A 25,606-nucleotide genomic window follows, 5' to 3' on the forward strand; every position below is an offset into this window, starting at 1 on the left:
GATGAGCGTGGAGCGCGGTGGCTGCCGCGTCACCCCGGCTGCAGGCACAGCGTGACCAGCAGCGAGGCGGGCTGCACCGCCTTGAGGGCATGCAGTGCACGCGGCGCGAGGTGCACAAAGTCGCCAGGGTGCAGCTGCTGCACGGCGCCGTCGCTGGCGAACTCGACCACGCCTTCGATGCACTGCACGGTGGCCTCGCCGGGTGTCTGGTGTTCTTTCATGGATTTCCCCACCGGCAGGACCACGCGCATGACTTCAAGCTGGCCGGCCTTGAGGATGGCGGTGGTGAGGGTGTCGGGCAGGCGCTCGCCCAGGGGGCGCACGCTGACGATCTGGCCAGATTGGGCGTGGGGCAGGGCCATGGCGGTTCTCCTTCCTGTCTTGCCTTGGCGCATCGGCGGCACGGTGCGGGAGCAGGGCGAAATGCCGGTGCGAAGGCGGGGCTGTGAACCTACTTTGCCCGCTCTTGGCAGGGGGCGCAAGGCCGGGGAATCACCGGGTTGGCCGGTGCTGTACCACCTGCTGGCACCCCATCCCCACGCACCTGCAACAGGGTCTGCACCCAGTTAGACGCCGAGGCCTACACCGACCGGCTGCGCGCCAGCGGCGGGTTCTTTGCGAAGTAGCGCGTGATGCCGCGCATCAGCGCATCGGCCAGCTGCTCCTGGTAGGCGCTGCTGCGCAGGCGTCTCTCTTCCTCGGGGTTGCTGATGAAGGCGGTTTCCACCAGCACGCTGGGGATGTCTGGCGCCTTCAGAACCGCAAAACCGGCCTGCTCCACACGCGGCTTGTGCAGCTTGGCCATGCCGCCGATCTCGCCCAGCAGCACGGAGCCGAGCTTGAGGCTGTCGTTGATCTGCGCCGTGGTGCTCATGTCCAGCAGCGCGCGCTGCACATGCTGGTCTTTGGATTGCACGTTGATGCCGCCCACTAGGTCGGCCTGGTTTTCTTTGTTGGCCAGCCAGCGCGCAGCGGTGCTGGAGGCGCCGCCCTGGCTCAGCGCGAACACGCTGGCGCCCCGGGCTTCGGGGGTGGTGAAGGCGTCGGCGTGGATGGAAACGAACAGGTCGGCCTGCACGCGCCGGGCTTTCTGCACGCGTGTGCCTAGCGGCACAAAGTAGTCGCCGTCGCGCGTGAGGTAGGCTCGCATGGGGTTGCCGCCCACGGTGGTGGCGTTGATGCGGTCGCGCAGCAGGTAGGCCACGCGCAGCACCACGTCTTTTTCGCGCGTGCCTGCGGGGCCGATGGCGCCGGGGTCTTCGCCGCCGTGGCCCGGGTCCAGCGCCACGATGATGAGGCGGTCGGTCTGGGTGGCGGTGGCGCGGTTGCCGGTGCGGGGCGGCTCGGCCGGTGCGGGCGCTGCCGCCACGGCGGGCGGCGGGGCTTCTGCAGGGGCAGGGCGTTGGGCCCGCTGGGCGATCAGGTCACCCAGCGGGTCATGTTCGGCAGGAGTGCTCGGGCGCGTGGCCACGGTGGGCGTGGGCGCCGGGGGGGCGGCTTTGTCGGCGGAAGGTGTCTCGCGCAGGCGCTCGGCGATCAGTGCCTCCAGCGGGTCCACCGGCGCGGCGGGGTACAGGTCGAACACCAGCCGGTGCTGGTAGGCGGCCACGGGCGGCAGGGTGAAGACCTGGGGCAGGGCTGCCTGCTTCAGGTCCACCACCAGGCGCACCACGCCGGGCGCGTTCTGGCCCACGCGGATGCCTGCGATGTTGGGGTCGTCGGGCTTGACCTTGGCCACCAGCTCGCGCAGCGCGGGGCTGAGGTCGATGCCTTCGATGTCCACCGCCAGGCGCGGTGGTGTGGTCACGAAGAACTGTTTGGCCACCAGCGCGCCATCGGATTCGATGGTCACCCGCGAATACTCAGGGGCGGGCCACACGCGCACGGCCAGGATGGTGGCGCCACGCGCAATCTGCTGCGTGCCCAGCAGCAACACCAGGGAGCCCATCTGCAGCACAGCGCGGCGCGAGGGCGGCTTTGTGGAGGGGGTGGGCATGTGGGGCTGGTTCACGGTGTATCAGAGTCCTTGCAGCAGTGCGCGCCCTGCGGGGGTGTGGGCGTGCAGTGTGACCTTCCTTTCGGTGTCATCGATTGCTTCAATGTGGATAGCAAGGTCCGCAGGCGGGGTAAGCGCTGCAGCCTTTTCCGGCCATTCTGCCACCTTGAGGCCCGGGTTGGCAAAAATGTCCCTGAAACCCGCGTCCTCCCACTCGCGCGGGTCGTCGAAGCGGTAGAAGTCGAAGTGCCAGATCGAGAGGTTGGGCGCCTCGTGGGGCTCCACCACGGCATAGGTGGGGCTCTTGATGCGGCCCTGCACGCCCAGGGCGCGCAGCAGGTGGCGCACCAGCGTGGTTTTTCCTGCGCCCAGGTCGCCATGCAGGGTGAGGTAGGCGTTGGCCAGCAGCGGCTGCGCTGCCAGCTGGCGCGCGAAGGCGTCGGTGTCGGCTTCGCTGTGCCAGGTGAAATGGCGTGTAGCTTCGGCAAGGGCATCGGTGCCGCTTTCTACAATCTGGCCGGTATGTGGTGCAACAGTCAACTCGTTCCTCAAATGCAGGAGTGGGCCCGCGAGCTGGGATTTTCCCAAATCGGCGTGGCGGGGGTGGACTTGTCTGCGGCAGAACCCGGGCTTTCGGCCTGGCTGGCGCAGGGTTTTCATGGCGAGATGCATTACATGGCATCCCATGGCATGAAGCGCGCGCGCCCTGCCGAGCTGGTGCCCGGTACCGTGAGCGTGATCACGGCGCGCATGGATTATTTGCCGCGCGATACGGCCATGGACGCGCCCGAAGGCTGGCAAACGGTGGAGCTTTCGCGCCTGACCCGCCCCCAGGAGGGCATCGTCTCCGTCTACGCCCGTGGCAGGGACTACCACAAGGTGCTGCGCGCCCGGCTGCAAAAGCTCAGCGACCGCATCGCCGAGGCCATCGGCCCGTTTGGCCACCGCGTGTTCACCGACTCCGCCCCGGTGCTGGAGGCCGAGCTGGCCGCGCGCAGCGGCCAGGGCTGGCGCGGCAAGCACACGCTGGTGCTCAACCGCGAGGCGGGGTCCATGTTCTTCCTGGGCGAAATTTATGTGGACATGGCGCTGCCACCGAGCGCGCCCGTCACGGCCCACTGCGGCAGCTGCAGCGCGTGCATCGATGTGTGCCCCACGCAGGCGATCATTGCGCCCCACCGAATCGATGCGCGCCGCTGCATCTCGTACCTCACCATCGAGCATGCGGGGCCCATCCCGCTGGAGCTGCGGCCCTTGCTGGGCAACCGCATCTATGGCTGCGACGACTGCCAGCTCATCTGCCCCTGGAACAAGTTTGCCCAGGTCAGCCGCCTGCCCGACTTTGACGAGCGCAAGGGCCTGTCGGGACAGCAGCTGGTGCACCTGTTTGCGTGGGACGAAGCCACCTTTTTGCGCATGACAGAGGGCGGCCCCATCCGCCGCATCGGTCACGAGCGCTGGCTGCGCAACGTGGCTGTGGCGCTGGGCAATGCGCTGCGGGCGACGGGCGATGGCGCAGTGCGCGCCGCATTGCAGACCCGCGCTGAAGACCCGAGCGATCTGGTGCGCGAGCATGTGGCCTGGGCGCTGGAAATTTGAATAAAAAGCGGCCTCTCCGCGCGATGGGTAAGCGTTTTAAGCTATCAAAATAATATTTTTTGGGTTGTGGGGCCCTGCGGTGTTACTGCACCAGCAATCCGGTGGTTTTGAGGGTCTCCACCAGCCCCTGCGCAAACTGTTCGTAACCCGCTGCATTCGCATGGATCTGGTCGGACCGCAGCCGGTCTTGCGCCAGCACACCCGACCAGCCTTTGCTGTGCAGGGGGATCTTCAACGCGTCGGCCACCTCTTCGTACAGTGCATGGTCGCTGAGCCTGCCTGCAGCGGCCATCAGCGAAAGCTCGGGCACGGCCACCAGCAACACCTGGGCGCCGCTGGCGCGCGCGTCGGCGCAGATGCGCTCCAGGTTGGTGCGGGTGGTGGCGCTGCTCTGGCGGCGCAAAAAGTCGTTGCCGCCGATGCTCACGATCACCAGCGCAGGATTGTGCTGTTGCAGCAGGCTCGGCAGGCGCGCCAATGCCTGGGCCGAGGTGTCACCCGACACACCGCCGTTGACCACCTTCCAGCCCGTCAGGCGCTGCAGCACGGCGGGGTAGGCGGTGTCGGCCGATGCGCCCACGCCCGAGGTCAGCGAGTCGCCCAGCGCCAGCACCGTGGCCCCAGCGGGCAGCGCCTGCGACCGTGGAGGCTTGCGCCCGCAGGCGGCCAGCGGCGCAGCGAGGGCCACCACGGCCAGGCGGGCCAGCAGGGTGCGGCGCCGTACCGTGCCCGGTGCAGTGGCGTGCAGGTCAGGGTGCAGAAAATTCGTCATCGCAGAAACCCCAGGGCAAAAGGCAGGCTCACCACGCCCAGCAGGGTGGACAGCGTCACCAGCCCCGCCACATAGGGCCCGTTGTAGCCCATGCGGGCTGCGAGCACATAGCAGGTTGACGCCGTAGGCAGGGCCGAGAAGGCCAGCAGCACGGTGGTCTGCACCGGGTCCAGCCCAAACAGCCGCGCCAGCGCAAAGGCCAGCAGGGGCTGCACCAGGTGGCGGATGGACAGCACCGCCACGCTCAGCGCCTTGCCGCGTGTGAGCAGGCCAAACTGCAGGCCGGCGCCGGCGGCCATCAGCCCCAGCGCCAGCGATGCGGCGCTGATGCGGCTGACGGTGGGCACGGCCCACTCCGGAATCTGAAAACCCAGCAGGTTGGCCGCCAGGCCCGACCCTGTGGCAATGATCAGCGGGTTGCGCACCAGCTCGCGCGCAAAACTGTGCTGGCCCTGCCGCGCCATGGGCCACACGGCGGCCACGTTGAACAGCGGCACACACACGCCGATCAGCACGGCAATCATCAAAAGGCCCTGCGTGCCCGCCAGCCGCTCGGCAATCGCCAGGCCAATGAAGGAGTTGAAGCGGAACGCCACCTGTGCGCTGGCCGCATGGTCCCGCGCATCGATGTGTTTGCCGAGCCAGGGCCAGTGCGGCAGGCTGTAGGCCAGCGCAATGCCGATCACGCCCGACAGCATGCCCGCGCCGATCAGCCCCGATGCGGCGCTGATGTCCACCGGGCTCTTGACGATGGACTGGAACAGCAGCACCGGAAAGAGCAGGTAGTACACCAGGCTTTCCACCGGCTGCCAGACCGAGCGGTTGAGGGCGGTGTAGCGGCAGATCAGGTAGCCGCACAGGATGAGGGAGAAGTCGGGGAGCAGGAGCTGGGCGTAGTTCACGCTGCCGAGAATACTTGATGCGCGGCAAGGCCTTGGGGTTAGCCCTTATGTGGAATCCGCAGGGCGCCAACGCGGTGGTTGCGCATACCATCGGCGCTGTTTGTTACCCGCACGAAGGAGAACTCCATGCATCGTCGTCAATGGCTTGCGCTGACCGTACTGGCTGCCGCAGCAGGCACCGCTGCCGCCCAAGGCTATCCCAACAAGGTGATCAAGCTGCAGGTGCCGTTTGCACCCGGTGGCACCACCGACATCATTGCGCGCGTGATCGCCGACCCCTTGGGCAAGGCCCTGGGCCAGAGCGTGATCGTGGAGAACAAGGCCGGTGGTGGCGGCATCGTGGGCGCGGCCGAAACGGCCCGCTCGGCGCCCGACGGCTACACGCTGGGCGTGGCCACCGTGTCCACCACGGCGGCCAACCCGGCCATCAACCCCAAGACGCCATACAACCCGCTGACGGACTTCACGCCCATCATCAACATCGCGGCCACCCCCAACATCATTGCGGTGCACCCCAGCTTCCCGGCCAAGGACTACAAGGCCTTTGTGGCCGAAGTCAAGAAGTCGCCAGGCAAGTATTCGTACTCGTCCTCCGGCACGGGCGGCATCGGTCACCTGCAGATGGAGCTGTACAAGAACCTCTCGGGCACCTTTGTGACCCACATCCCCTACCGTGGTGCGGGCCCCGCCCTCAACGACACGGTGGCGGGCCAGGTGCCCATGATTTTTGATAACCTGCCTTCTGCCCTGCCTTTCATCAAGGAAAACCGCCTGGTGCCCATCGTGGTGGCCGCCCCCCAGCGCGTGGCAGCCTTGCCCAACACGCCAACGTTCAAGGAACTGGGCCTGGAGCCCGTGAACCGCATGGCCTACTACGGCATCGTGGGCCCCAAGGGCCTGCCCAAGGACGTGGTGGACAAGATCAACGCCGCCGTGCGCACGGCATTGCAAGACCCGGCCGTGAAGAAGCGCATCGAAGACACCGGCTCCCTCGTGATCGGCAACACGCCCGAGCAGTTTGCCGAGCAGATCAAGGCCGAGTTCGCGGTCTACAAGGATGTGGTGGTCAAGCAGAAGCTGACGCTCGAATAAGCGCTGCACCTCGACACTCCAAAGCCGCCCCTTCGCCCGGGCGGCTTTTTTACGTGCTATCGTTTTTGTATGCTTGCTGCCAGCCTGAACGCCATCGATGCCTTTGTGGACGCCTTGTGGCTGGAGGACGGCCTCTCGCGCAACACGCTGGCGGCCTATCGGCGCGACCTTACGCTGTACGCCCAGTGGCTGGCGGCCCAGCAGCCCGCGCTGGCGCTGGACGACACGGCCGAGCTGCACCTCAACGCCTACTTTGCCGCCCGCCATGCGGAAACCCGCGCCACCTCGGCCAACCGGCGGCTCACGGTGCTGCGCCGCTATTTTCACTGGGCACTGCGCGAGCGGCGCATCACCGCCGACCCCACGCTGCGGCTGCAGGCCGCGCGCCAGCCCCTGCGGGTGCCCAAGACCTTGTCGCAGGCCCAGGTAGAGGCTTTGCTCAACGCGCCCGATCTGGGCAACCCCCTGGGCCTGCGCGACCGCACCATGCTGGAGCTGATGTACGCCAGCGGCCTGCGCGTGACCGAGCTGGTCACGCTTAAGACCTTCCAGCTCGGGCTGAACGAAGGCGTGCTGCGGGTGATGGGCAAGGGCTGCAAAGAGCGCCTGGTGCCGTTTGGCGATGAGGCACATGCCTGGCTGGAGCGCTACCTGCACGAGGCGCGCGGCGCCATCCTGGGCGGGCAGCAGACCGATGATCTGTTTGTGACCCAGCGCGGCAGCGGCATGACGCGGGCGATGTTCTGGGTCATCGTCAAAAAATGGGCGCAGGTGGCGGCCATCACCGTGCCGCTGTCCCCGCACACGCTGCGCCACGCGTTTGCCACCCACCTGCTCAACCATGGTGCCGACCTGCGCGTGGTGCAGCTGCTGCTGGGTCATGCCGACATCTCGACCACCACCATCTACACCCACGTGGCGCGCGAGCGGCTCAAATCGCTGCATGCCCAGCACCATCCGCGTGGATGAAGGGAGATGGAGGCCCGCTGGGTTGTCCAAGTCTGTATTCCTCACAACAACACAAGGAGACAAGAGCATGAAGAAACTGGTTGCAGGCACGTTGCTGCTGGGGTTGGCCACCCTGTCCATGGCCCAGGGCTGGCCTTCGGCCAAGCCCATCCGCCTCATCGTGGGGTACCCGCCGGGCGGCGGTATCGACTTTGCCGCCCGCACCGTGCAGGTGCCTTTGCAGGAGGTGCTCAAGCAGCAGATCGTGGTGGACTACAAGCCGGGCGCTGGCGGCATGCTGGCCGCCACCGAACTCACGCGCGCAGCGCCGGACGGGTACACCCTCCTGCTCGCCAACACCGGGCCGTTTGCCATCGCGCCCTACCTGCAGCGCAAGATGCCCTACGAGCCGCTCAAGCAGTTCACGTATGTCGGCCAGATCAGCCAGGGCAGCTACATCGCCGTGACACGCCTGGATCACCCGGCCAAGGACCTCAAGGACTGGGTGGCGTGGGCCAAGGCCAATGCGGGCAAGGTGAACTTTGCCTCGGGCGGCGCGGGCACGTCCACACACCTCAACGGCGAACTCATGAACCAGGCCACGGGCCTCGATGTGACACATGTGCCGTACAAAGGCAGCGCGCCCGCGGTGCAGGATTTGATTGGCGGCCAGACGCAGCTGCTCATTGATGCGGGGCCGGTGCTGCTGCCGCAGATCAAGGGCGGCAAGCTCAAGGCGCTGGCCGTGACCGGGCCCCGGCGCGACCCGCAACTGCCCGATGTGCCCACGGTGGGCGAGCTGGGCTTTGCCGCCATGGAGTCGGTGGGCTTCCAGGGCCTGGTCGGCCCGGCCGGCCTGCCCAAGGAGGTGGTGGACAAGCTGGCCGCCGAGCTGGCCAAGGTGCTGGCGCAGGCGGATGTGAAGGCCAAGTTCGCATCCACGGGTTCCGAAGTACATTCGCTGGGCCCTGTGGAGTTCTTCAGCTTCGTGAAGGGCGAGAATGAGAAATGGGCCCGGCTCATCCGCGAGCGCAAGCTCGAACTCGATTGATAGATTCACCGACCGCCTGATGGCGGCTTCTTTTCGATGACCCACTTACCCCCGCTGTCCCGCCGCGTCCTCCTTGCCACCGCCGCGCTGGCCCTTGCACCAGCCATGGCTTTGGCGCAGTCCTGGCCCACGGCCAAGCCGATCCGCATTGTGGTGGCCTACCCGGCGGGCGGTGTGAGCGACAACGTGGCGCGTGCCCTGGCAGACAAGCTGGCCGTGCAACTGGGCACGCCGGTGGTCATCGAGAACAAGGCCGGTGCCAGTGGCAGCCTGGGCGTGGATGCCGTCGCCAAGGCGGCGCCAGATGGCTACACCCTGGGCTTTGCGGCGGTGAGCCCGCTGGCGCTCAACCCGCACCTGGGCAAGTCGCCGTTCGACCCGCAAAAAGACATTGCCCCGGTGGTGAGCGTGATGTATTCGCCCGTGCTGCTGCTGGGCACATCCGCCAGCAAGGCGGCAGATTTCAAGGACTTGCTGGCCACCGCGCAGGCGAAGCCTGGGGCCGTGCGCTGGGCGACTTCGGGGCAGGCGTCGCTGGGCCACATCATGCTGGAGCAGATCGCGGGCAAGAGCCAGGTGCAGATCACCCACGTGCCCTACAAGGGCGGTGGCCAGCAGATGAACGACGCGCTGGGCGGGCAGTACGAAGTGCTGTCCACCAACGCGGGGCCAGCCGTGCTGCAGCACATCAAGGCGGGCAAGCTCAAGCCGCTGGCGGTGGGGGCGCCTGCGCGGCTTGATTCACTGCCGCAGGTGCCCACGCTGGCCGAGCTGGGCCAGCCCGCTGCCAACCTGTCGTCGCTGTTCGGCTTCTATGCGCCCGCGCAGACGCCCGCGGCCATGCTCGACCGTATCAATGCCGAGGTGAACAAGGCGCTCGCCCAGCCAGATATCCGCAGCAAGCTGGAAGCCACCGACAACGTGCCCACAGGCGGTACGGCGGCCGAGTTTGCGCGCCAGATTGCGCAAGAGTCGGAGAACAACGCGCGCATCATCCGCGCGGCGGGCATCCAGGCCAGCAACTGAGAGTTTGTGCTTTCTCCATAACCAAACAAAAAGGGCCCTGGATGACCAGGGCCCTTTGACTTTGGGCGGCTGCGGCGGCCATGCGCGCCACAGGCCGGTGCGTCACTCCTCGTTGAGGCTTTCGGCCCAGGTCAGCGCCTGAAGGTGGGCCCAGTTGACCTGGCGGTTGGACAGGTGCAGCGCGTCAGCGTTCTTGGCAAAGGCCACTTCATCACCACTCTCACAAGCCTTGGTCAGCTCCAGGAAGGGCGCAAACACACCGGTGCCGCGCAGCAGGGCGTCCATCACGGGCTCGGGCAGGGCCACTGACTCCAGTGCCTTCTCCAGTGGCACGTTCAGCATGGTATCGAGCAATGAGAACACGCCCACCACAAAGGCGTTGTCGCAGTCTTCAGGCGGCAGCAACTCGGCGGCCAGCAGCTCCATCAGGCGGCCACGGACCACGGCGGTCTGGCCCACAGCCGGTGGCGCACCACCAGCGCGCGAGGTGGTCATCAAAAGTGCCGCCCAGCGGAACAGTTTTTTCAGGCCCAGGATCATCACCGCGTGGCGGAACGAGGTGATCTCGCACGACAGGCCAAAACCCGACGAGTTGATGAAACGCAGCAGGTTGAAAGACAGGGTGGGGTCTTTCTTGAGCAGGTCTTCGATCTCGGCCGTGCTGGCCTGTTTGCGCACCAGGTTGATGAGCTGGATGATCGTGGCCTGCGAGGGGCGGATGGTGGTGGCCTTGACCAGCGAGGGCAGGGCGAACCAGTAGCCCTGGAACAGCTTCACGCCCAGGCCCTTCATCAGCTCGTACTGCTCGGCCGTTTCCACCTTTTCGGCCACCAGGGTGGCTTTGCTGTGGGTGGTGGCAAACTTGACCAGCGGCGCGGCCAGCTCAGGTTTGAAGGCCTGCATGTCCAGCTTGATGAAGGCTGCCAGGGGCAGCCAGCTGGTGTAGGCACGCTTGAGGGCCTGCTGGTCAAACGCCAGGCGGAAGCCTCGGGTGCGCAGGGCCTCCAGCGTGGGCAGGCGACCTTCGATTTCCTCGGGCGTGGCGCCATCGGGCAAGGGCGGGACTTCAAGCACCACCTTTTCGGGGTGGATCAGCTCCAGGTGGCCGCCCGAGAGGCTGTCGTGCGTGCAGTTGATGAACACCGTCTTCTTGCCCACCAGGGCCTCGGTGCCCGCGTAGGACAGGGCGTTGAACAGCAGGGCGGCGTCGCTGGCGGCGGTGTGCGAGTCGGAGGCCGTGGAGCGGTCAAACAGTTCGTAGCCATAAACCGCTCTGCTTTCGTCCACGATGGCCTGGCGGGCAATGATGGCGAGGTTCTCGTCCACCGGCTCCACCGCTGGGGATGCAGCGTCCGGGGTGTCTTGTTCAGGTGTGCTCGACATGGGGTCTGCTGTAGTGAAAGGCTAGTTCTTGGCGATTCTAGACCCCCGTGGCCTTGCCGCGAACCAATAGATGGCAGCAGGCCGCGCTGCTGCGCTGGCAGGGGCCGGATCAGTCGCCCAGGTGGTCTGCCCAGGCCAGCGCCTGCAGGTGGGCAAAGTTGATTTGCTGGCTGGTGAGGTGCAGCAGCCCGGCTGTGCGGTCGAAAACGGCATCGTCGCTTGACTCACAAGCTTCGGCCAGCGTGAGCAGGTCGCCCAGGAAGCCTTCGCGGCGCAGCAGCGCTGCTGCCACGGGTTCGGGCACGTTCAGCAGGCCCAGGGCGGACTCCATGGGCATTGACAGCATCACGTCCAGCAGCGAGAAGATACCGACCACAAAGGCCTGATCGGCTTCTTCGGGGGGGAGGGTCTCCAGCGCCAGCAGTTCCATGAGGCGGCCCCGCACCACGGCCGTCTGGCCAACTGACGAAGGCGTGCCCCCGGCGCGCGAGGCCGTGAGCAGCAGCGCCGCCCAGCGGAACAGTTTTTTTAGGCCCATGAGCATCACGGCCTGGCGGAAGGAGGTGATCTCGCGCGACAGGCCGAAACCTGCTGAGTTGATCAGGCGCATGAGGTTGAAGGCCAGGCCTGCATCCTTCTTGAGGGTTTCCTCGATGTCGTCGGTACTCGCCTGTTTGCGCACCTGGTTGATGAGTTCGATGATGCTGGCCTGCGAGGGCGCGAGCAGTTTGGCTTCCACCAGAGAGGGCCGCGCAAACCAGTAGCCCTGGAACATCTGCACGCCCTGGCTGGACACCATGTCGTACTGCTGTGCGGTTTCGACCTTTTCAGCGATCAGCTCGGCCTGAGAGTTGCGCCCCGCATAGCTGATGAGCACTGCCAGCTGGTCCGGCGCCAGCACGGAGAGGTCGAGCTTGATGTAGTCGGCCAGTGGCAACCAGGGCGCGTAGGCCGATTGCAGCACCGTGTGGTTGAACGCCAGGTGAAAGCCGCGGTCGCGCAGCCCGGCCAGGATGGGCATGCGGGTGGCGACTTCTTCGGCGGCAGCATGGCCCAGGGGTGGGATCTCCAGCACCACCTTGTCGGGGTCCACCAGCTCCAGGTGGCCGCCCGAGAGGCTTTCGTGCGTGCAGTTCACAAAGATGAGCTTCTTGCCCACCAGCTCTTCGGTGCCCGCATGCGAGAGCGCCGTGAAGACCAGGATCACATCGGTGGCCGCCGTGTGCGCCGCGCCGCTGCGCGAGCGGTTGAACAGCTCGTAGCCCACCACCACCTGCTGTGCGTTCACGATGGCTTGCCGCGCAATCATGGCGACCGAGGACTGGTTGCCAGGAGGCGGGGGCGTGAGGGAGAGCCCGGGGGAGGTGGGTGAAGTCATGGGGGGAGTATGGAAGAAAGAGGGGCCGGTGTCTGCGGCGACCTGTGGCGGCCTGCACAGCGAATTTTAAAAGCCCGAGCCAGTTCGGCTGTAACCAGAAGATCAGAGCTGCTGCAGCCAGCGCAGTTCGTTGTCGGTAAAACCTGCCTTGCGGCGGGCGGTTTCGTTGAATGGCGGCTTCAGGCGCGGGGCCTCGTATTGTGCGACCAGGGTGCCGTAGTGGGTTTCGGGGTCGTGCCCCGCACGCTCGCACAGCCAGCGGTACCAGTGGTTGCCGATGGCCACGTGGCCGACTTCGTCGCGCAGGATGATGTCCAGGATGGCCACCGCCGCCAGCGCATCGGGTGCGCCCACCTGGCGCAGCTTGGCCTGAATCTGGGGCGTGGCGTCCAGCCCGCGAGCCTCCAGCGTGCGCGGCACCAGGGCCATGCGGGCCAGGATGTCGTGGCTGGTCTTCTCGCACATGGTCCACAAGCCCTGGTGGGCTGGGAAGTCGCCGTAGTCATGCCCCAGGCTGCGCAGGTGGTCGCGCAGCAGCCTGAAATGCCGTGCCTCCTCGGCCGCGACCAGCACCCAGTCAAGGTAATAGGCCTGTGGCATGCCGCCGAAGCGCCACACGGCGTCCAGCGCCAGGTTGATGGCGTTGAATTCGATGTGGGCAATTGCGTGGATCAGCACTGCGCGGCCTTCGGGGGTAGCAGGCGAGCGCCGGGCCACATCCGTATGGCGCCGCAATTCCGGCCGCGCGGGGCGGCCGGGCAGGTCGTGCGCGTTGCTGGGCGGGGTGGGGGTATTGTCTGCTATCGAAAGCGTAGCTGCTTGGGTATACAGGTCCAGCGCAGCGGCCGCTTTTTGTTCAGGGTCTGCAAGGCACAAGACCTGCAGTGCACGTTGGCGAAGCTCCATCCTTACAATTCTAGGCCGTTGCCAACGGTGCCCACAGACGCGTGGCGCCACTGGCTGGCGCTTCCCCCATTCCAAAACGCAGGCCCGGATGCCTGCCCCCACGGAGACTTTTGCATGGCGATTTACGAACTCGATGGTGTGGCGCCCCAGGTGCCGACATCAGCCTGGGTGGCTGACAGCGCCCAGGTGATGGGCAATGTGGTGCTGGGCGAAGACGCCAGCGTGTGGTTTGGCACCGTGGTCCGGGGCGATACCGAGACCATCACCATCGGCGCGGGCTCCAACATCCAGGACGCCAGCGTGCTGCACGCCGACATCGGCAAGCCCCTGGTGGTGGGCGAGCGCGTGACGGTGGGCCACCAGGTCATGCTGCACGGCTGCACGATTGGCGACGAATCCTTGATCGGCATTGGCGCCGTGGTGCTCAATGGCGCCAAGATCGGCAAAAACTGCCTGGTGGGCGCGGGCGCGCTGGTCACCGAAGGCAAGGAGTTTCCCGATGGTTCCATGATCATCGGCAGCCCTGCCAAGGCCGTACGCGAACTCACGCCCGAGCAGATCGAGGGCCTGCGCCAAAGCGCCCAACACTACATCGACAATGCGCGCCGTTTCCGAAGCGGCCTGCGCAAGATCGGCTGAGCGGGCATCGCCGCCGCCTGCCACCTCATTTTTTCTGGAACCCCTGCGTGTCTGAACTCCACAAGTTTCTTTTTGATGGCCTGCCTGTGCGCGGCATGATCGTGCGCCTGACCGATGCCTGGACCGAAATCTTGCGCCGCCGCGCCAGCAACACCAGCACGGGCGCCTACCCCGCGCCCGTGAGTGAGCTGCTGGGCGAGATGGCGGCAGCCGGGGTGCTCATGCAGTCCAACATCAAGTTCAACGGTGCGCTGGTGCTGCAGGTGTTTGGTGATGGCCCCGTCAAGCTGGCCGTGACCGAGGTGCAGTCGGACCTGAGCCTGCGCGCCACGGCCACGGTGAATGGCGAGGTGCTGCCGGATGCGAAGCTGAGCCAGATGGTCAATGTGGGCGGCGGTGGCCGCTGCGCCATCACGCTGGACCCCAAGGACCGCCACCCCGGCCAGCAGCCCTACCAGGGTGTGGTTCCGCTGCATGGCGACCACCATGAAAAGCTGGAGCGGCTGTCGGATGTGCTGCAGCACTACATGCTGCAGTCCGAGCAGCTCGACACCATTCTGGTGCTGGGCGCCAACGAGCAGGTGGCGGCAGGCCTTTTGATCCAGCGCATGCCCATCAAGGGCGAAGGCAACCTGGCTGCGGGCCTCTCGCACCGCGAGAACGAAGACCAGATCGGCCACAACGAGGATTACAACCGCATCGCCCATCTGGCCGCGAGCCTCACGCGCGAAGAGCTGCTGACGCTGGACGTGGACACCATCCTGCGCCGCCTGTTCTGGGAAGAGAAGCTGCTGCGCTTCGAGCCGCAGCAGGGCGCCAGCGGCCCGCGTTTTGCCTGCACCTGCAGCCGTGAACGCGTCAGCAACATGCTGCGCAACCTGGGTGTGGAAGAGGCCGAGAGCATCCTTGCCGAGCGCGACGACATCGAGGTCGGGTGCGAGTTTTGCGGCCAGCAGTACCGATTCGATGCCGTGGATGCGGCGCAGATTTTTGTCTCGCCCGCAGCCAGCCAGCCACCCGGGCCCACGGGCATCCAGTAGGGCCCTCCTGGTCAGCAACAACCCGTCTGGGGTCCGCCCGGTGCAGGGCGGCAGTCCCGTGGCCGTGCCTTGCATGGCTGACCATCGTTGACATTCAATTTTTCCATCCCCGCTTAGGATTCATGGGCCATCGCGCGGCTGCCGTTCCGGCCGCAGCGCGGGGCAGGGGCGCTGCTAGCGCCGTGGTGGCGGCATGCGGCCGCTGATGGATCTGAGAGAACCTGTTCTGAGGGTGTCATGGAGTTACTACGTCGCGTTCTGGGTGTCCGCCGTGCCGGTCCGGCGGTTGCAGCGCCCGCGCAGCTGCTGTTCGACAGCGCCGCAGTGCCTGACTCGCGCCGTGGCGACAGCCTGCTGGCGGCCCTGGACATCGACGCCGCCATCAACGCCCATGAACGCTGGAAAGCCCGCCTGATGGACTACCTGGAGGGCCGCACGGCCGTAGGGCTGGACCCGGCCCTGGTGCGCCGCGCAGACCACAGCGTGCTGGGCCGTTGGCTGCATGGCGTGGGGGGCGAGGTGCTGGGTGAGCAGCCGGCGTTTCCCCTGCTGGTGGCGCGTTACCAGTATTTCCACGAGCAGGCCGCCACCCTGGTCGAGCTGGCCCAACAAGGCGAGTGGGACAAGGCAGTGCAGGTGCTCAATGGCGGCTACCGCTATGGCTCCAGCCAGGTGGTGCTGCTGCTCAAGGAGCTGCAGCGCGGGCTGGTGCGGTCGTTGGCCGAGTAAGGGCCGAAGGCCCTGCGAGACTGGGAGCTGGCCCAGGCTCAATCCGGGCGCGTCTGCCGACTGCCTACCAGGCTGGTGAACAGGCGGTGCTCGCAGACTGGGTCACTGCATTTTTCGCAGTTCCAGGCGCGCAGCCGCTGGGTGTGTATGCTGCTTTCGGCATCAAATACCCCGTTTCCGCATGTTGGGTGTGTCTTTGTAGCTATTGATTTAATAGCATTGAGTGCGTGTTCTGTACGCTTCTCCCCCTGGCCATAAATCACCCGGTATGGGACCCCCGCCTGCTGCAGTGTCGAGCGCAGCTGCGCATCGACGGCTTCCTGGATGGCGCGGTCTTCGGGCGGGCATGGGGTGTCCAGCCCCATCAGCAGCACCAGCGTGGCGGTGCGGGCTCTGGGCAGAGGGTCGTGTTGTGCCACTGGCAGGGTGGGCGACATCTCAGGTGCGGCCACGATGTGCGCTGCAGCCGGCGCAATGTGCTGCCGCAGCGCACCGGCCAGTGCCTCGGCACCTGTGTGTGGGGCGCCCAGCAGAACCACCACGGGCAGGGGGGTGGCAGGGGGAGGCTGAAGCACGGAGAAAAGAGGGGCAGGTTGCTGGTGGGCAGCGGCCAGGGCCGTACCGGGCGGCGGCTGGCTCCGCCGTTCAGCGGGGCGTGAACTGCACGTAGACCTCGTTGGGCCTGACCATGCCCAACTCGCTCCGCGCCTTTTCTTCCACCATGTCCAGACCCTCCTTGAGGTCGTGCACCTCGGAGGTCAGGCGCGCATTGATCTGGCGGGCATGGTCATTGGCCGCCTTCTGTGCATCGATCTGCCGCTGCATTTCGTTGACACGCGGCACACTGCCCCGCCCCAGCCACAGCTGGGCGTGCAGCGCCCCCAGCAAGGCCAGCAGGATGACGGGGACGATGCGGGAGACCATGGCGACGGTTCAACCCCTTGCACGATGTTGAGTCACTAGGCCGACGGCACTGGGCCATGCCTGTGCTCTGGGCGCGCTGCACGCCAGTGCACCCGTGGAGCCGGCTTGGCCGGGCCACTGGGTGCGTCCCCCTTCCGCAGGAGAGGGGGAAGACGCGAAGCGGCTCAGGGGGTGCTTCATTTCAAGTTGTAGAACGCAGCGCGGCCGGGGTACTGTGCGATTTCGCCCAGGTCTTCCTCGATGCGCAGCAGCTGGTTGTACTTGGCGATGCGGTCCGAGCGCGACAGCGAGCCGGTCTTGATCTGGCCGGCGTTGGTGCCCACCGAGATGTCAGCGATGGTGCTGTCCTCGGTCTCGCCCGAGCGGTGCGAGATCACGGCGGTGTAGCCCGCGCGCTTGGCCATCTCGATGGCGGCGAAGGTTTCGGTCAGCGTGCCGATCTGGTTGATCTTGATCAGGATCGAGTTGCCGATGCCCTTGTCGATGCCTTCCTTGAGGATCTTGGTGTTGGTCACGAACAGGTCGTCGCCCACCAGTTGCACCTTGTCGCCCAGGCGTTCGGTCAGGTGCTTCCAGCCGTCCCAGTCGCCTTCGTGCATGCCGTCTTCGATGCTGATGATCGGGTACTTGTCCACCCAGGCGGCCAGCATGTCCGTCCACTGCTGGGCGGTGAGCTTGAGGCCGCCTTCGCCTTCCAGCACATACATGCCGTCCTTGTAGAACTCGCTGGCTGCGCAATCGAGGCCCAGGGCGATTTGTTCGCCGGCCGTGTAGCCCGCTGCTTCGATGGCCTGCAGGATCAGGCGGATGGCTGCTTCGTGGTTCTCAACGCTGGGGGCAAAGCCGCCTTCGTCGCCCACGGCGGTGCTCATGCCCTTGTCGTGGATGATCTTCTTGAGCGCGTGGAACACTTCGGCGCCCCAGCGCACGGCTTCGCGGAACGTGGGCGCGCCCACGGGGATGATCATGAACTCCTGCAGGTCCAGGCTGTTGTTGGCGTGTGCGCCGCCGTTGATCACATTCATCATGGGCACGGGCAGTTGCACGCTGCCCATGCCGCCCAGGTAGCGGTACAGGGGCAGGCCAGACTCTTCGGCGGCAGCACGGGCCACGGCCATCGACACAGCCAACATGGCGTTGGCGCCCAGGCGGCTCTTGTTCTCGGTGCCGTCGAGGTCGATCAGGGTCTTGTCCAGGAAAGCCTGCTCGGATGCATCCAGGCCCAGCACGGCTTCGGAGATCTCGGTGTTGATGTGCTCCACGGCCTTGAGCACACCCTTGCCCAGGTAGCGGCTCTTGTCGCCATCGCGCATTTCAATGGCTTCGCGGCTGCCGGTGGAGGCACCCGAAGGCACGGCGGCGCGGCCCATCACGCCCGATTCCAGCAACACGTCGCATTCGACGGTGGGGTTGCCGCGGCTGTCCAGCACTTCGCGGCCTACGATGTCAACAATGGCACTCATGATTTTCCTTGAGGTTTTTGAAATTCATTCAGACGGGCGGGACGGGCTTGGCTTGTTCAGGCCAAATGGCAAAATGGCCGCTTGGGCGCGTCTGTAGTCATTTTATGCTACTGATTTGATAGTGAATCAGTCTGCAGGTACGAACCGGGTACAACCCGACCAGCGTGAGCTGGCCACCTTGTTCTCAGACGCCCTCGACGCACACCATGCGCATGATGGCCGCGCCTTCGCGGGCGGCCTTGGCTTTTTGGTACTCGGGCGTGTCGTAGAAGGCGCGGGCAGCCTCAAAGCTCGGGAACTTGAGCAGCACGGTGCGGCCGGGGTTCCAGTCGCCTTCCAGCACTTCCACCTTGCCGCCGCGAATGCACACCTCGGCGCCATGCGCCTGCATCGCCAGCGTGCTCCACTTTTTGTACTCTTCGTACTGCTCAGGGTTGGTGACGGTGACGGATGCGATGACGTAACCACTGCTCATGTCTCAAGCTCCAAAGTTGTTTTCGAGGAATCCGCTTTTCTTGGTGACGTCGTCGAGCGCCACCAAGGTTTCCAGCAAGGCTTTCATGTGCTTGAGCGGCACGGCGTTGGGGCCGTCCGACCAGGCCTCGGCGGGGTGGGGGTGGGTTTCCATGAACAGGCCCGCTACGCCCACGGCCACACCGGCACGCGCCAGCACGGGCACCATGTCGCGCGCGCCGCCACTCACGGCGCCCAGGCCGCCAGGCTTTTGCACCGAGTGGGTCACGTCAAACACCACGGGCGCGCCAGAGTTGCGCATCTCGGCCAGGCTGGTCATGTCGGCCACGAGGTTGTTGTAGCCAAAGCTCACACCACGCTCGCAGGCCAGGAAGCGGTCTTCCGACAGGCCGACTTCGGCCGCTGCAGACCGGGCCTTGTCGATAACGTTCTTCATGTCCCAGGGCGCGAGGAACTGGCCCTTCTTGATGTTCACCGGCTTGCCGGACTGCGCCACGGCGCGGATGAAATCCGTCTGGCGGCACAGGAAGGCGGGCGTTTGCAGCACATCCACCACGCTGGCCACCTCGGCCACGTGGGAGGTGTCGTGCACATCGGTCAGGATGGGCAGCTGCAGCTGGCGGCGCACCTCATCAAGGATCTTCAAACCGGCGTCGAGGCCGACGCCGCGCTTGCTGGTGCCGGATGAGCGGTTGGCCTTGTCGAAGGAGCCCTTGTAGATCAGCGGAATGCCCAGCGGGGCGCAGGCTTCCTTGAGCTGGCCCGCGACGTCGAGCGACATCTCCAGGCCCTCGATGGAGCAGGTGCCCGCAATCAGAAAAAAGCGATGTTGAAGGCCAACATTGAATCCGCACAGCTGCATGGTGAGGTCCCCTTAGGCTTTTTTCGCGGCTTGCTGGTGGTCCACGGCGGCCTTGATGAAGGCATTGAACAGCGGGTGGCCGTTCCAGGGCGTGGACTTGAACTCGGGGTGGAACTGCACGCCGATGAACCAGGGGTGGACGTTTTGGGGCAGCTCCACGATCTCGGTGAGCTGCTCGCGCTGCGTGAGAGCGGAGATCACGAGGCCCGCCTTGCGCAGCTGGTCCAGATAGTTCACGTTGGCTTCGTAGCGGTGGCGATGGCGCTCGGTGACAACGTCGCCGTAGATGCTGTGGGCCAGCGTGTCCTTGGATACGTCCGAGCTTTGCGCGCCCAGGCGCATGGTGCCCCCCAGGTCGGAGTTCTCGTCGCGGGTCTTGATGGTGCCGTCGGCGTCCTTCCACTCGGTGATCAGCGCGATCACGGGATGGGGCGTGGCGGGGTCGAACTCGGTGCTGTTGGCATGGGCCAGGCCCGCCACATGGCGCGCGTATTCAATCGTAGCCACCTGCATACCCAGGCAGATGCCCAGGTAAGGCACCTTGCGCTCGCGGGCAAACTGGGCCGTGGCGATCTTGCCTTCCACACCACGCTGGCCGAAGCCGCCGGGCACCAGGATGGCGTCGTACTTGGCGAGCTTGGCCACTGCATCGGCGCTGTCGATGGTTTCGGAATCGACATGGTCGATCTTCACGCGCACATGGTTGCGCATGCCGGCGTGGCGCAGGGCTTCATTGACGGACTTGTAGCTGTCCGACAGGTCCACGTACTTGCCGACCATGGCGATGGTGACTTCGCCTTGGGGGTGTTCGGTTTCATACACCAGGTCGTCCCAGCGCTTGAGGCTGGTGGGCGGTGTGTTCAGGCGCAGCTTGTCGCAGATGAGGCCGTCCAGGCCCTGCTCGTGCAGCATGCGGGGCACCTTGTAGATGGTGTCCACGTCCCACATGCTGATCACGCCCCATTCGGGCACATTGGTGAACAGCGAAATCTTGGCGCGTTCTTCTTCAGGAATGCGGCGGTCGGCGCGGCACAGCAGGGCGTCGGCCTGGATGCCGATCTCGCGCAGTTTCTGCACCGTGTGCTGGGTGGGCTTGGTCTTGAGTTCGCCCGCTGCCGCAATCCAGGGCAGGTAGGTCAGGTGCACGAAGGCCGCGTTGTTGGGGCCCATGCGCAGGCTCATCTGGCGCACGGCTTCGAGGAAGGGCAGCGATTCGATGTCACCCACGGTGCCGCCGATCTCGACGATGGCCACATCCACGGCATCGGGTGTGCCGATTCCGGCGCCGCGCTTGATGAATTCCTGGATCTCGTTGGTGACATGCGGGATGACCTGTACGGTCTTGCCCAGGTAGTCGCCGCGGCGTTCCTTCTCCAGCACGGACTGGTAAATCTTGCCCGTGGTGAAGTTGTTGGTTTTCTTCATGCGCGTTTCGATGAAACGCTCGTAGTGGCCCAGATCCAGGTCGGTTTCTGCGCCGTCATCGGTCACGAACACCTCGCCGTGCTGGAACGGCGACATGGTGCCCGGGTCTACGTTGATGTAGGGGTCAAGCTTGATGAGGGTGACTTTGAGTCCCCGCGATTCGAGGATCGCGGCAAGGGAGGCTGAGGCGATTCCCTTACCGAGGGAAGACACCACACCGCCGGTGACGAAGACAAATTTGGTCATGTCTTTTTTGGTGGTGGGAAATTGGGATTATAGATGGCGCCCCGGAGACACCCCCGCCGGAGGGCTCTGGCCTGTCTGCTAAATTCAGCCCATGAATGAGCTTGCTGGCAAACACATTGTTCTGGGTCTGAGTGGGGGCGTGGCTTGCTACAAGGCAGCCGATCTGTGCCGCCAGCTCATCAAGGAGGGCGCCACTGTCCAGGTGGTGATGACCGAGGCGGCTGAACGTTTCATCACCCCGGTCACGATGCAGGCCCTGTCTGGCCGCACGGTGTATGGCTCGCAATGGGATGCACGCGAGCCCAACAACATGCCGCACATCAACCTCAGTCGCGAGGCCGATGCGATCCTGATCGCGCCTTGCAGCGCTGATTTCATCGCACGGCTGGTGCAGGGGCGGGCGGATGAATTGCTCAGCCTGCTGTGCCTGGCCCGTCCTGTGCAACAGGTGCCCCTGTTGCTGGCCCCGGCCATGAACCGCGAGATGTGGGCGCATCCCGCCACCCAGCGCAACCTGGCCCAGGTGTCGCAGGATGGCGCGGTGGTTTTGGGCGTAGGCAATGGTGACCAGGCCTGTGGCGAGACGGGTGATGGCCGCATGCTCGAACCCGAAGAGCTGCTGGAGGAGTTGATTGCCTTCTTTGCCCCCAAAGCGCTGGCAGGGCGCCGGGTGCTGGTGACGGCGGGCCCCACGTTCGAGGCGATCGACCCGGTGCGGGGCATCACCAATCTGTCGAGCGGGAAGATGGGTTTTGCGATTGCGCGTGCCGCCCGAGAAGCCGGTGCCGATGTCACGGTGGTGGCGGGGCCGGTGCATGTGCCTACGCCGCGCGGGGTGCGCCGGGTGAACGTGCAGTCCGCCCAGGAGATGCTGACCGCTGTGGAGCGCCATGTGCAGGCCGCTTCGGTATTCATTGCCACTGCAGCCGTGGCGGACTGGCGGCCTGCCAACCAGTCTTCAGAGAAGATCAAAAAAGACGGCTCGGGCCAGACGCCAAGCTTGGAGTTTGTGGAGAACCCGGACATCCTGGCTGCGGTGGCCCGGTCGCCCCACGCCCTGCAGGGGGATTTGTTCTGTGTGGGGTTTGCCGCCGAAAGCCACGATTTGCTCGCCCATGCCACAGCCAAGCGCCTGCGCAAGGGCGTGCCGCTGTTGGTGGGAAACATCGGCCCGGCCACCTTCGGGCAGGATGACAATGCATTGCTGCTGGTGGACGCCCAGGGGCACCGCGAGTTGCCCCGAGCCTCCAAACGGGTGCTGGCCCGGCAACTGATCGAGGACATTGCGGCGCGGTTGCCGCCTGTGGGGTCGTAGGGGTCTTTGCCGGGAGGCTGTATGAAGACTGGTGCCACCAAGCCTGAATGGGACACGCCACCCGACGGCGACTTTGCGCGTTATGTGGAGCGGCTTACGGCGCCAGCACCTGCCCGGGCCGCACAGGCGCCATCACCTGGCGCCACGGCGTCGCCAAAGCCTGTTGCGGCGGCTGGAGGGCGCTCGGTGCCCCCGTCCGCTCCGCCCGATCTCGCGCTGGTTTTTGCGCCTTTGTTTGGCGTTGTGCGTGCGGTCCGCGCCATGCTCCTGGTGTTGACGGCACTGCATGGAGTCGCTCTGTTCATGTTCGGCCAAGGGTCTTTGCCCGGGCTGGTGGCCATGGCGGCCGTTTGGTGGGGTCTGGGGCGTTTGATGGAGGTTGCTCCTAAGGCCCTATCATCCGCAGCCTCCGGGGCTACGTCAGGCGTAGGGCCCTTGCAGGAGCGGCTGCGGCAAGTGGCCCAGCAGCGCACAACTGGAAAGAAGAAACAACCGTGAAGATTGACGTGAAGATTCTGGATCCGCGCATGGCGGACCAACTGCCTACCTATGCCACCCCCGGCAGTGCCGGGCTGGACCTGAGGGCCTGCCTGGATGCACCCCTCACCCTGCAGCCCAATGCATGGCAGCTGGTGCCCACCGGCATTTCCGTCTACATCAAGGACCCGGGGTACGCCGCCCTGATCCTTCCGCGTTCGGGCCTAGGCCACAAGCATGGCATCGTGCTGGGCAACCTCGTGGGTTTGATCGATAGCGACTACCAAGGGCAGCTCATGGTGAGTGCCTGGAACCGCAGCAGTGTGGCCTTTACGCTGGAGCCCATGGAACGCCTGGCCCAGTTGGTCATCGTGCCGGTGGTGCAGGCGCAGTTCAATGTTGTTACGGAGTTTGAAGCCACTGAGCGTGGCGAAGGCGGCTACGGCTCGACGGGCAAGGCCTGACATTTGCGGCAGCAGTGGGTGGGTGCTGCATTTGTAAGACGGCGCTTACTTTTTTGCGTGTCTGTTACCGACAAGTCGGGGGGCTCTCTGTCTACGCGGCAGAACCCCTGAGCGTTGTTCCAATCAACCATGTGTCCAAGACGCCATGCAATGCGCCATGGCCTCGGACTGGTCCTCAAGACTTCAGGAGATTGAAATGCTGCAATTCACCCGCCCTCTCGCCATTGTTGGCGTGGTTGTTCTGGCCGGCTCTTTGGCGGCCTGTGGCCACAACCGCCCGGCACCGGCGCCCCAGTATTCGGGGGGCTATTCCAACGGCTACCAGACCGCACCCGCCTATCCCAGCAACCCTGCGGGCACTGAGTATGGCCGCGTGTCTAACATCGAGGTGATGCAGGGCCGCTCCCAAGGCCAGACTTCCGGCGCGGGGGCTGTGCTGGGCGCGGTGGTGGGCGGTGTCCTGGGCAACCAGGTGGGCAAGGGCTCTGGCCGTGCTGCGGCCACGGCGGTAGGGGTTCTGGGCGGCGCGGTAGCGGGCAACGCCATCGAGGGGCGCAACAACCAAGAGTACGTGCAAGGTTACCGCCTGTCCGTGCATCTGGACCAGGGCGGTTACCGCGTGTATGACGTGAGCAGCCCGGGTGACCTGCGTATTGGCGACCGCGTGCGTCTGTACAACGGCCAGATTTCGCGCATGTGATTTAGCTGACTACTGACAAAAAAAAACGGGCGCCCCGAGTTTGTTCGGGGCGCCCGTTGTGCTTTGGAGGGGCTTAGTGCAGCAACGAGTTGCCGGGCGCCTGGGGCTGGACGCGGAAGAAGCCTGTACCGGCGGTTCCGCGTCCGATTTCCTCTTCGGTGGCTTCGCGCACGGCCTGCACGGTCAGTTGCAGGCGCAAGGCAATGCCCGCCAGCGGGTGGTTGCCGTCGAGCACGATATGGTCGGGATAGATCTCGGCCACGGTGTAAAGGGCGGTGCGGGGGGCATCGGGGTTGCAGCCTTCTGGCAGGGCCATGCCGTCAAACGTCATGCCTTCTTCGATCTCTGCGGGGAACAGCGCGCGGGGCTCCAGAAACAGCAACTGGTCGTTGAAGTCGCCGAAGGCATCTTCGGGTTCTAGGTGCAACGCCAAGGTGGCGCCGGGGCCGTGGCCTTGCAGGGCCTCTTCGATGCGGGGCAGAAGATCATCGCCGCCGACCAGAAACTCCACGGGCTCATCGAGCACGTCCAGTTCTTCGCCCAGCGTGTCCTTGAGCGTCCAGGTCAGTGCGACCACACATTGTTGGGTAATTTCCATAGGAGAATTGTCGCAGTTTGACCAACCGCCCCGCCAAGGGGCCCTGTTTTCCCATGGATATCCAGCAACCCCTTTCCCTGCTCGGGGGGCTCAGCCCCGCGCAATTCATGCGCCGCCACTGGCAGAAGAAGCCCTTGCTGGTGCGCCAGGCCATTCCCCAGTTTGTGCCGCCCGTGCTGCGGTCCGAGCTGTTTGCGCTGGCCGCGCAGGAAGGGGTGGAATCACGCTTGGTGCAGTTGGTCAAGGGTGCCTGGAAGCTGCGCCATGGCCCCTTCAGCCGCCGTGCATTGCCCGCGCTGCAGCAGCCTGACTGGACCTTGCTGGTGCAAGGGGTGGATCTGCACAACGATGCGGTCCATGCGCTGATGCAGCAGTTCCGTTTTGTGCCCGAGGCGCGGCTGGACGATCTCATGATCAGCTACGCCAGCAACGGCGGTGGTGTGGGGCCGCACTTCGATAGCTACGATGTCTTTTTGCTCCAGGCCCATGGCAAGCGCCGCTGGCGCATTGGCCGGCAGAAAGACCTGGCGCTGCGAGACGATATTCCTTTGAAGGTGTTGGCGCAGTTTGAGCCCGAAGAAGAGTTTGTGCTGGAGCCGGGCGACATGTTGTACCTGCCGCCGCGCTACGCCCACGATGGCATTGCCGAGGGCGAGTGCATGACCTACTCCATCGGTTTCCGTGCCCCGGCGCGTGCAGAACTGGCCCAGGAGCTGCTGGTGCGCCTGGCGGAAGACGCCGGGGATGCAGACGAGGACAAGCCGCTGCTCTATCGGGATGCGGGTCAGGAGGCTGTGGCGCAGCCTGCTCACATTCCTGCCGGCTTGCATGAATTTGCGCGCGAAGCGCTGGCCCGCGCGTTGGCGCAGCCCCTGGTGCTGGAGCGCGCGCTGGGCGAATACCTGACCGAGCCCAAACCCAGCGTGTGGTTCGAGCCCGGGGATGCGAGGGTGATGCTGGAGGGGGTACGCCTGGACCGCAAGAGCCGCATGATGTATGACGCGCAGCACATCTTCATCAATGGAGAGAGTTACCGCGCCGCCGGGCGTGATGCCACGCTGATGCGGCGCCTGGCCGACGAGCGCCAGCTGACGGCGCGCGATCTGGCCCGCGCCAGCGACGACGCGCTGGAGCTGCTCTCCTCGTGGTGCGACGCGGGCTGGGTCCACGTCTGGGCGGGCAGCCACTGACCAGGAG

At 65.5% G+C, this 25,606-nt stretch carries 27 protein-coding genes; 12 read left to right on the top strand and 15 right to left on the bottom strand.

From position 1 onward, the window contains the following. Positions 1–29: 29 nt before the first annotated feature. From AvAM_RS06375 to tsaE, 3 genes are all read right to left on the bottom strand, one after another. Positions 30–362 (bottom strand): cupin domain-containing protein, encoded by a 333-nt coding sequence (locus tag AvAM_RS06375; protein ID WP_137746297.1) that lies wholly within the window; start codon positions 360–362, stop codon positions 30–32. 218 nt (positions 363–580) lie between these two features. Continuing rightward, on the bottom strand, positions 581–1,996 hold the full coding sequence (locus AvAM_RS06380) for an N-acetylmuramoyl-L-alanine amidase (RefSeq protein ID WP_137746298.1): 1,416 nt from the start codon (positions 1,994–1,996) through the stop codon (positions 581–583). 21 nt (positions 1,997–2,017) lie between these two features. After that, the gene (gene tsaE, locus AvAM_RS06385; RefSeq protein ID WP_137746299.1) at positions 2,018–2,536 is read right to left on the bottom strand and encodes a tRNA (adenosine(37)-N6)-threonylcarbamoyltransferase complex ATPase subunit type 1 TsaE; all 519 of its coding nucleotides are present in this window, start codon (positions 2,534–2,536) and stop codon (positions 2,018–2,020) included. A gap of 12 nt (positions 2,537–2,548) precedes the next feature. Here tsaE and queG point away from each other — a divergent pair, with 12 nt between their 5' ends. Next, positions 2,549–3,595, top strand: a complete 1,047-nt coding sequence (queG, locus tag AvAM_RS06390) for a tRNA epoxyqueuosine(34) reductase QueG (RefSeq protein ID WP_137746300.1) — start codon at positions 2,549–2,551, stop codon at positions 3,593–3,595. A gap of 82 nt (positions 3,596–3,677) precedes the next feature. Here the strand turns inward: queG and AvAM_RS06395 are convergent, their stop codons facing one another. Continuing rightward, positions 3,678–4,367, bottom strand: a complete 690-nt coding sequence (locus tag AvAM_RS06395) for an arylesterase (RefSeq protein ID WP_137746301.1) — start codon at positions 4,365–4,367, stop codon at positions 3,678–3,680. Further along, on the bottom strand, positions 4,364–5,269 hold the full coding sequence (locus AvAM_RS06400) for an AEC family transporter (RefSeq protein WP_137746302.1): 906 nt from the start codon (positions 5,267–5,269) through the stop codon (positions 4,364–4,366). The genes AvAM_RS06395 and AvAM_RS06400 overlap by 4 nt, the downstream gene beginning before the upstream one ends. 126 nt (positions 5,270–5,395) lie before the next feature. On the opposite strand from AvAM_RS06400, the gene AvAM_RS06405 reads away from it, so the two are divergent. The 4 genes from AvAM_RS06405 (at position 5,396) to AvAM_RS06420 (ending at position 9,386) form a co-directional block, all read left to right on the top strand. After that, complete coding sequence (locus AvAM_RS06405) at positions 5,396–6,361, top strand: tripartite tricarboxylate transporter substrate binding protein BugE (protein ID WP_137746303.1); 966 nt, start codon at positions 5,396–5,398, stop codon at positions 6,359–6,361. A gap of 69 nt (positions 6,362–6,430) precedes the next feature. Further along, on the top strand, positions 6,431–7,330 hold the full coding sequence (gene xerD, locus AvAM_RS06410; RefSeq protein WP_137746304.1) for a site-specific tyrosine recombinase XerD: 900 nt from the start codon (positions 6,431–6,433) through the stop codon (positions 7,328–7,330). Positions 7,331–7,397: 67 nt separating this feature from the next. Next, entirely contained in the window at positions 7,398–8,360 is a 963-nt protein-coding gene (locus tag AvAM_RS06415) for a tripartite tricarboxylate transporter substrate binding protein (protein WP_137746305.1), read from the top strand. A 36-nt stretch (positions 8,361–8,396) separates the two neighbouring features. Then, positions 8,397–9,386: a tripartite tricarboxylate transporter substrate binding protein gene (locus tag AvAM_RS06420; RefSeq protein ID WP_137746306.1), complete on the top strand. Its 990-nt coding sequence runs from the start codon at positions 8,397–8,399 to the stop codon at positions 9,384–9,386. Between the two features lie 102 nt (positions 9,387–9,488). On the opposite strand, the gene AvAM_RS06425 is transcribed toward AvAM_RS06420, so the two are convergent. From AvAM_RS06425 to AvAM_RS06435, 3 genes are all read right to left on the bottom strand, one after another. Further along, positions 9,489–10,769 (bottom strand): EAL and HDOD domain-containing protein, encoded by a 1,281-nt coding sequence (locus AvAM_RS06425; RefSeq protein ID WP_137746307.1) that lies wholly within the window; start codon positions 10,767–10,769, stop codon positions 9,489–9,491. A gap of 109 nt (positions 10,770–10,878) precedes the next feature. Continuing rightward, the gene (locus AvAM_RS06430) at positions 10,879–12,147 is read right to left on the bottom strand and encodes an EAL and HDOD domain-containing protein (protein WP_137746308.1); all 1,269 of its coding nucleotides are present in this window, start codon (positions 12,145–12,147) and stop codon (positions 10,879–10,881) included. 102 nt (positions 12,148–12,249) lie between these two features. Continuing rightward, on the bottom strand, positions 12,250–13,053 hold the full coding sequence (locus tag AvAM_RS06435) for a ferritin-like domain-containing protein (protein WP_137746309.1): 804 nt from the start codon (positions 13,051–13,053) through the stop codon (positions 12,250–12,252). A gap of 114 nt (positions 13,054–13,167) precedes the next feature. Here AvAM_RS06435 and AvAM_RS06440 point away from each other — a divergent pair, with 114 nt between their 5' ends. The 3 genes from AvAM_RS06440 (at position 13,168) to AvAM_RS06450 (ending at position 15,461) form a co-directional block, all read left to right on the top strand. Next, positions 13,168–13,692 carry a gamma carbonic anhydrase family protein gene (locus tag AvAM_RS06440; RefSeq protein WP_137746310.1) on the top strand — a complete coding sequence of 175 codons (525 nt, stop codon included), beginning with the start codon at positions 13,168–13,170 and terminating at the stop codon, positions 13,690–13,692. 47 nt (positions 13,693–13,739) lie between these two features. Beyond that, the gene (locus tag AvAM_RS06445) at positions 13,740–14,732 is read left to right on the top strand and encodes an Hsp33 family molecular chaperone HslO (RefSeq protein WP_137746311.1); all 993 of its coding nucleotides are present in this window, start codon (positions 13,740–13,742) and stop codon (positions 14,730–14,732) included. A 237-nt stretch (positions 14,733–14,969) separates the two neighbouring features. Next, positions 14,970–15,461, top strand: coding sequence for a CZB domain-containing protein (locus AvAM_RS06450; protein WP_137746312.1), 492 nt, complete (start codon positions 14,970–14,972; stop codon positions 15,459–15,461). Positions 15,462–15,499: 38 nt separating this feature from the next. On the opposite strand, the gene AvAM_RS06455 is transcribed toward AvAM_RS06450, so the two are convergent. The 6 genes from AvAM_RS06455 to AvAM_RS06480 form a co-directional block, all read right to left on the bottom strand. Then, the gene (locus AvAM_RS06455) at positions 15,500–16,036 is read right to left on the bottom strand and encodes a hypothetical protein (protein ID WP_137746313.1); all 537 of its coding nucleotides are present in this window, start codon (positions 16,034–16,036) and stop codon (positions 15,500–15,502) included. 70 nt (positions 16,037–16,106) lie between these two features. Then, on the bottom strand, positions 16,107–16,385 hold the full coding sequence (locus tag AvAM_RS06460) for a septum formation initiator family protein (RefSeq protein WP_063462085.1): 279 nt from the start codon (positions 16,383–16,385) through the stop codon (positions 16,107–16,109). Between the two features lie 176 nt (positions 16,386–16,561). Then, on the bottom strand, positions 16,562–17,848 hold the full coding sequence (eno, locus tag AvAM_RS06465; RefSeq protein WP_137746314.1) for a phosphopyruvate hydratase: 1,287 nt from the start codon (positions 17,846–17,848) through the stop codon (positions 16,562–16,564). 184 nt (positions 17,849–18,032) lie between these two features. Further along, positions 18,033–18,323 carry a DUF1330 domain-containing protein gene (locus tag AvAM_RS06470; RefSeq protein ID WP_056640013.1) on the bottom strand — a complete coding sequence of 97 codons (291 nt, stop codon included), beginning with the start codon at positions 18,321–18,323 and terminating at the stop codon, positions 18,033–18,035. Between the two features lie 3 nt (positions 18,324–18,326). After that, positions 18,327–19,184 (bottom strand): 3-deoxy-8-phosphooctulonate synthase, encoded by an 858-nt coding sequence (kdsA, locus tag AvAM_RS06475; protein ID WP_137746315.1) that lies wholly within the window; start codon positions 19,182–19,184, stop codon positions 18,327–18,329. A 12-nt stretch (positions 19,185–19,196) separates the two neighbouring features. Next, positions 19,197–20,855: a CTP synthase gene (locus AvAM_RS06480; protein WP_137746316.1), complete on the bottom strand. Its 1,659-nt coding sequence runs from the start codon at positions 20,853–20,855 to the stop codon at positions 19,197–19,199. A 91-nt stretch (positions 20,856–20,946) separates the two neighbouring features. On the opposite strand from AvAM_RS06480, the gene coaBC reads away from it, so the two are divergent. The 3 genes from coaBC (at position 20,947) to AvAM_RS06500 (ending at position 23,811) form a co-directional block, all read left to right on the top strand. Continuing rightward, positions 20,947–22,170 carry a bifunctional phosphopantothenoylcysteine decarboxylase/phosphopantothenate--cysteine ligase CoaBC gene (coaBC, locus tag AvAM_RS06485; protein ID WP_137746317.1) on the top strand — a complete coding sequence of 408 codons (1,224 nt, stop codon included), beginning with the start codon at positions 20,947–20,949 and terminating at the stop codon, positions 22,168–22,170. Between the two features lie 494 nt (positions 22,171–22,664). After that, complete coding sequence (dut, locus tag AvAM_RS06495; RefSeq protein ID WP_063462079.1) at positions 22,665–23,111, top strand: dUTP diphosphatase; 447 nt, start codon at positions 22,665–22,667, stop codon at positions 23,109–23,111. A gap of 196 nt (positions 23,112–23,307) precedes the next feature. Next, positions 23,308–23,811, top strand: coding sequence for a glycine zipper 2TM domain-containing protein (locus tag AvAM_RS06500; RefSeq protein WP_137746318.1), 504 nt, complete (start codon positions 23,308–23,310; stop codon positions 23,809–23,811). 73 nt (positions 23,812–23,884) lie between these two features. Here AvAM_RS06500 and AvAM_RS06505 read toward each other — a convergent pair whose 3' ends face one another. After that, on the bottom strand, positions 23,885–24,409 hold the full coding sequence (locus AvAM_RS06505) for a peptidylprolyl isomerase (RefSeq protein WP_137746319.1): 525 nt from the start codon (positions 24,407–24,409) through the stop codon (positions 23,885–23,887). A 53-nt stretch (positions 24,410–24,462) separates the two neighbouring features. Here AvAM_RS06505 and AvAM_RS06510 point away from each other — a divergent pair, with 53 nt between their 5' ends. Next, entirely contained in the window at positions 24,463–25,599 is a 1,137-nt protein-coding gene (locus AvAM_RS06510; protein WP_137746320.1) for a cupin domain-containing protein, read from the top strand. Positions 25,600–25,606 lie beyond the last annotated feature (7 nt).

This window comes from Acidovorax sp. NB1, assembly GCF_005405905.1.
In the GTDB taxonomy this organism is placed as follows: Bacteria; Pseudomonadota; Gammaproteobacteria; order Burkholderiales; family Burkholderiaceae_C; genus Acidovorax.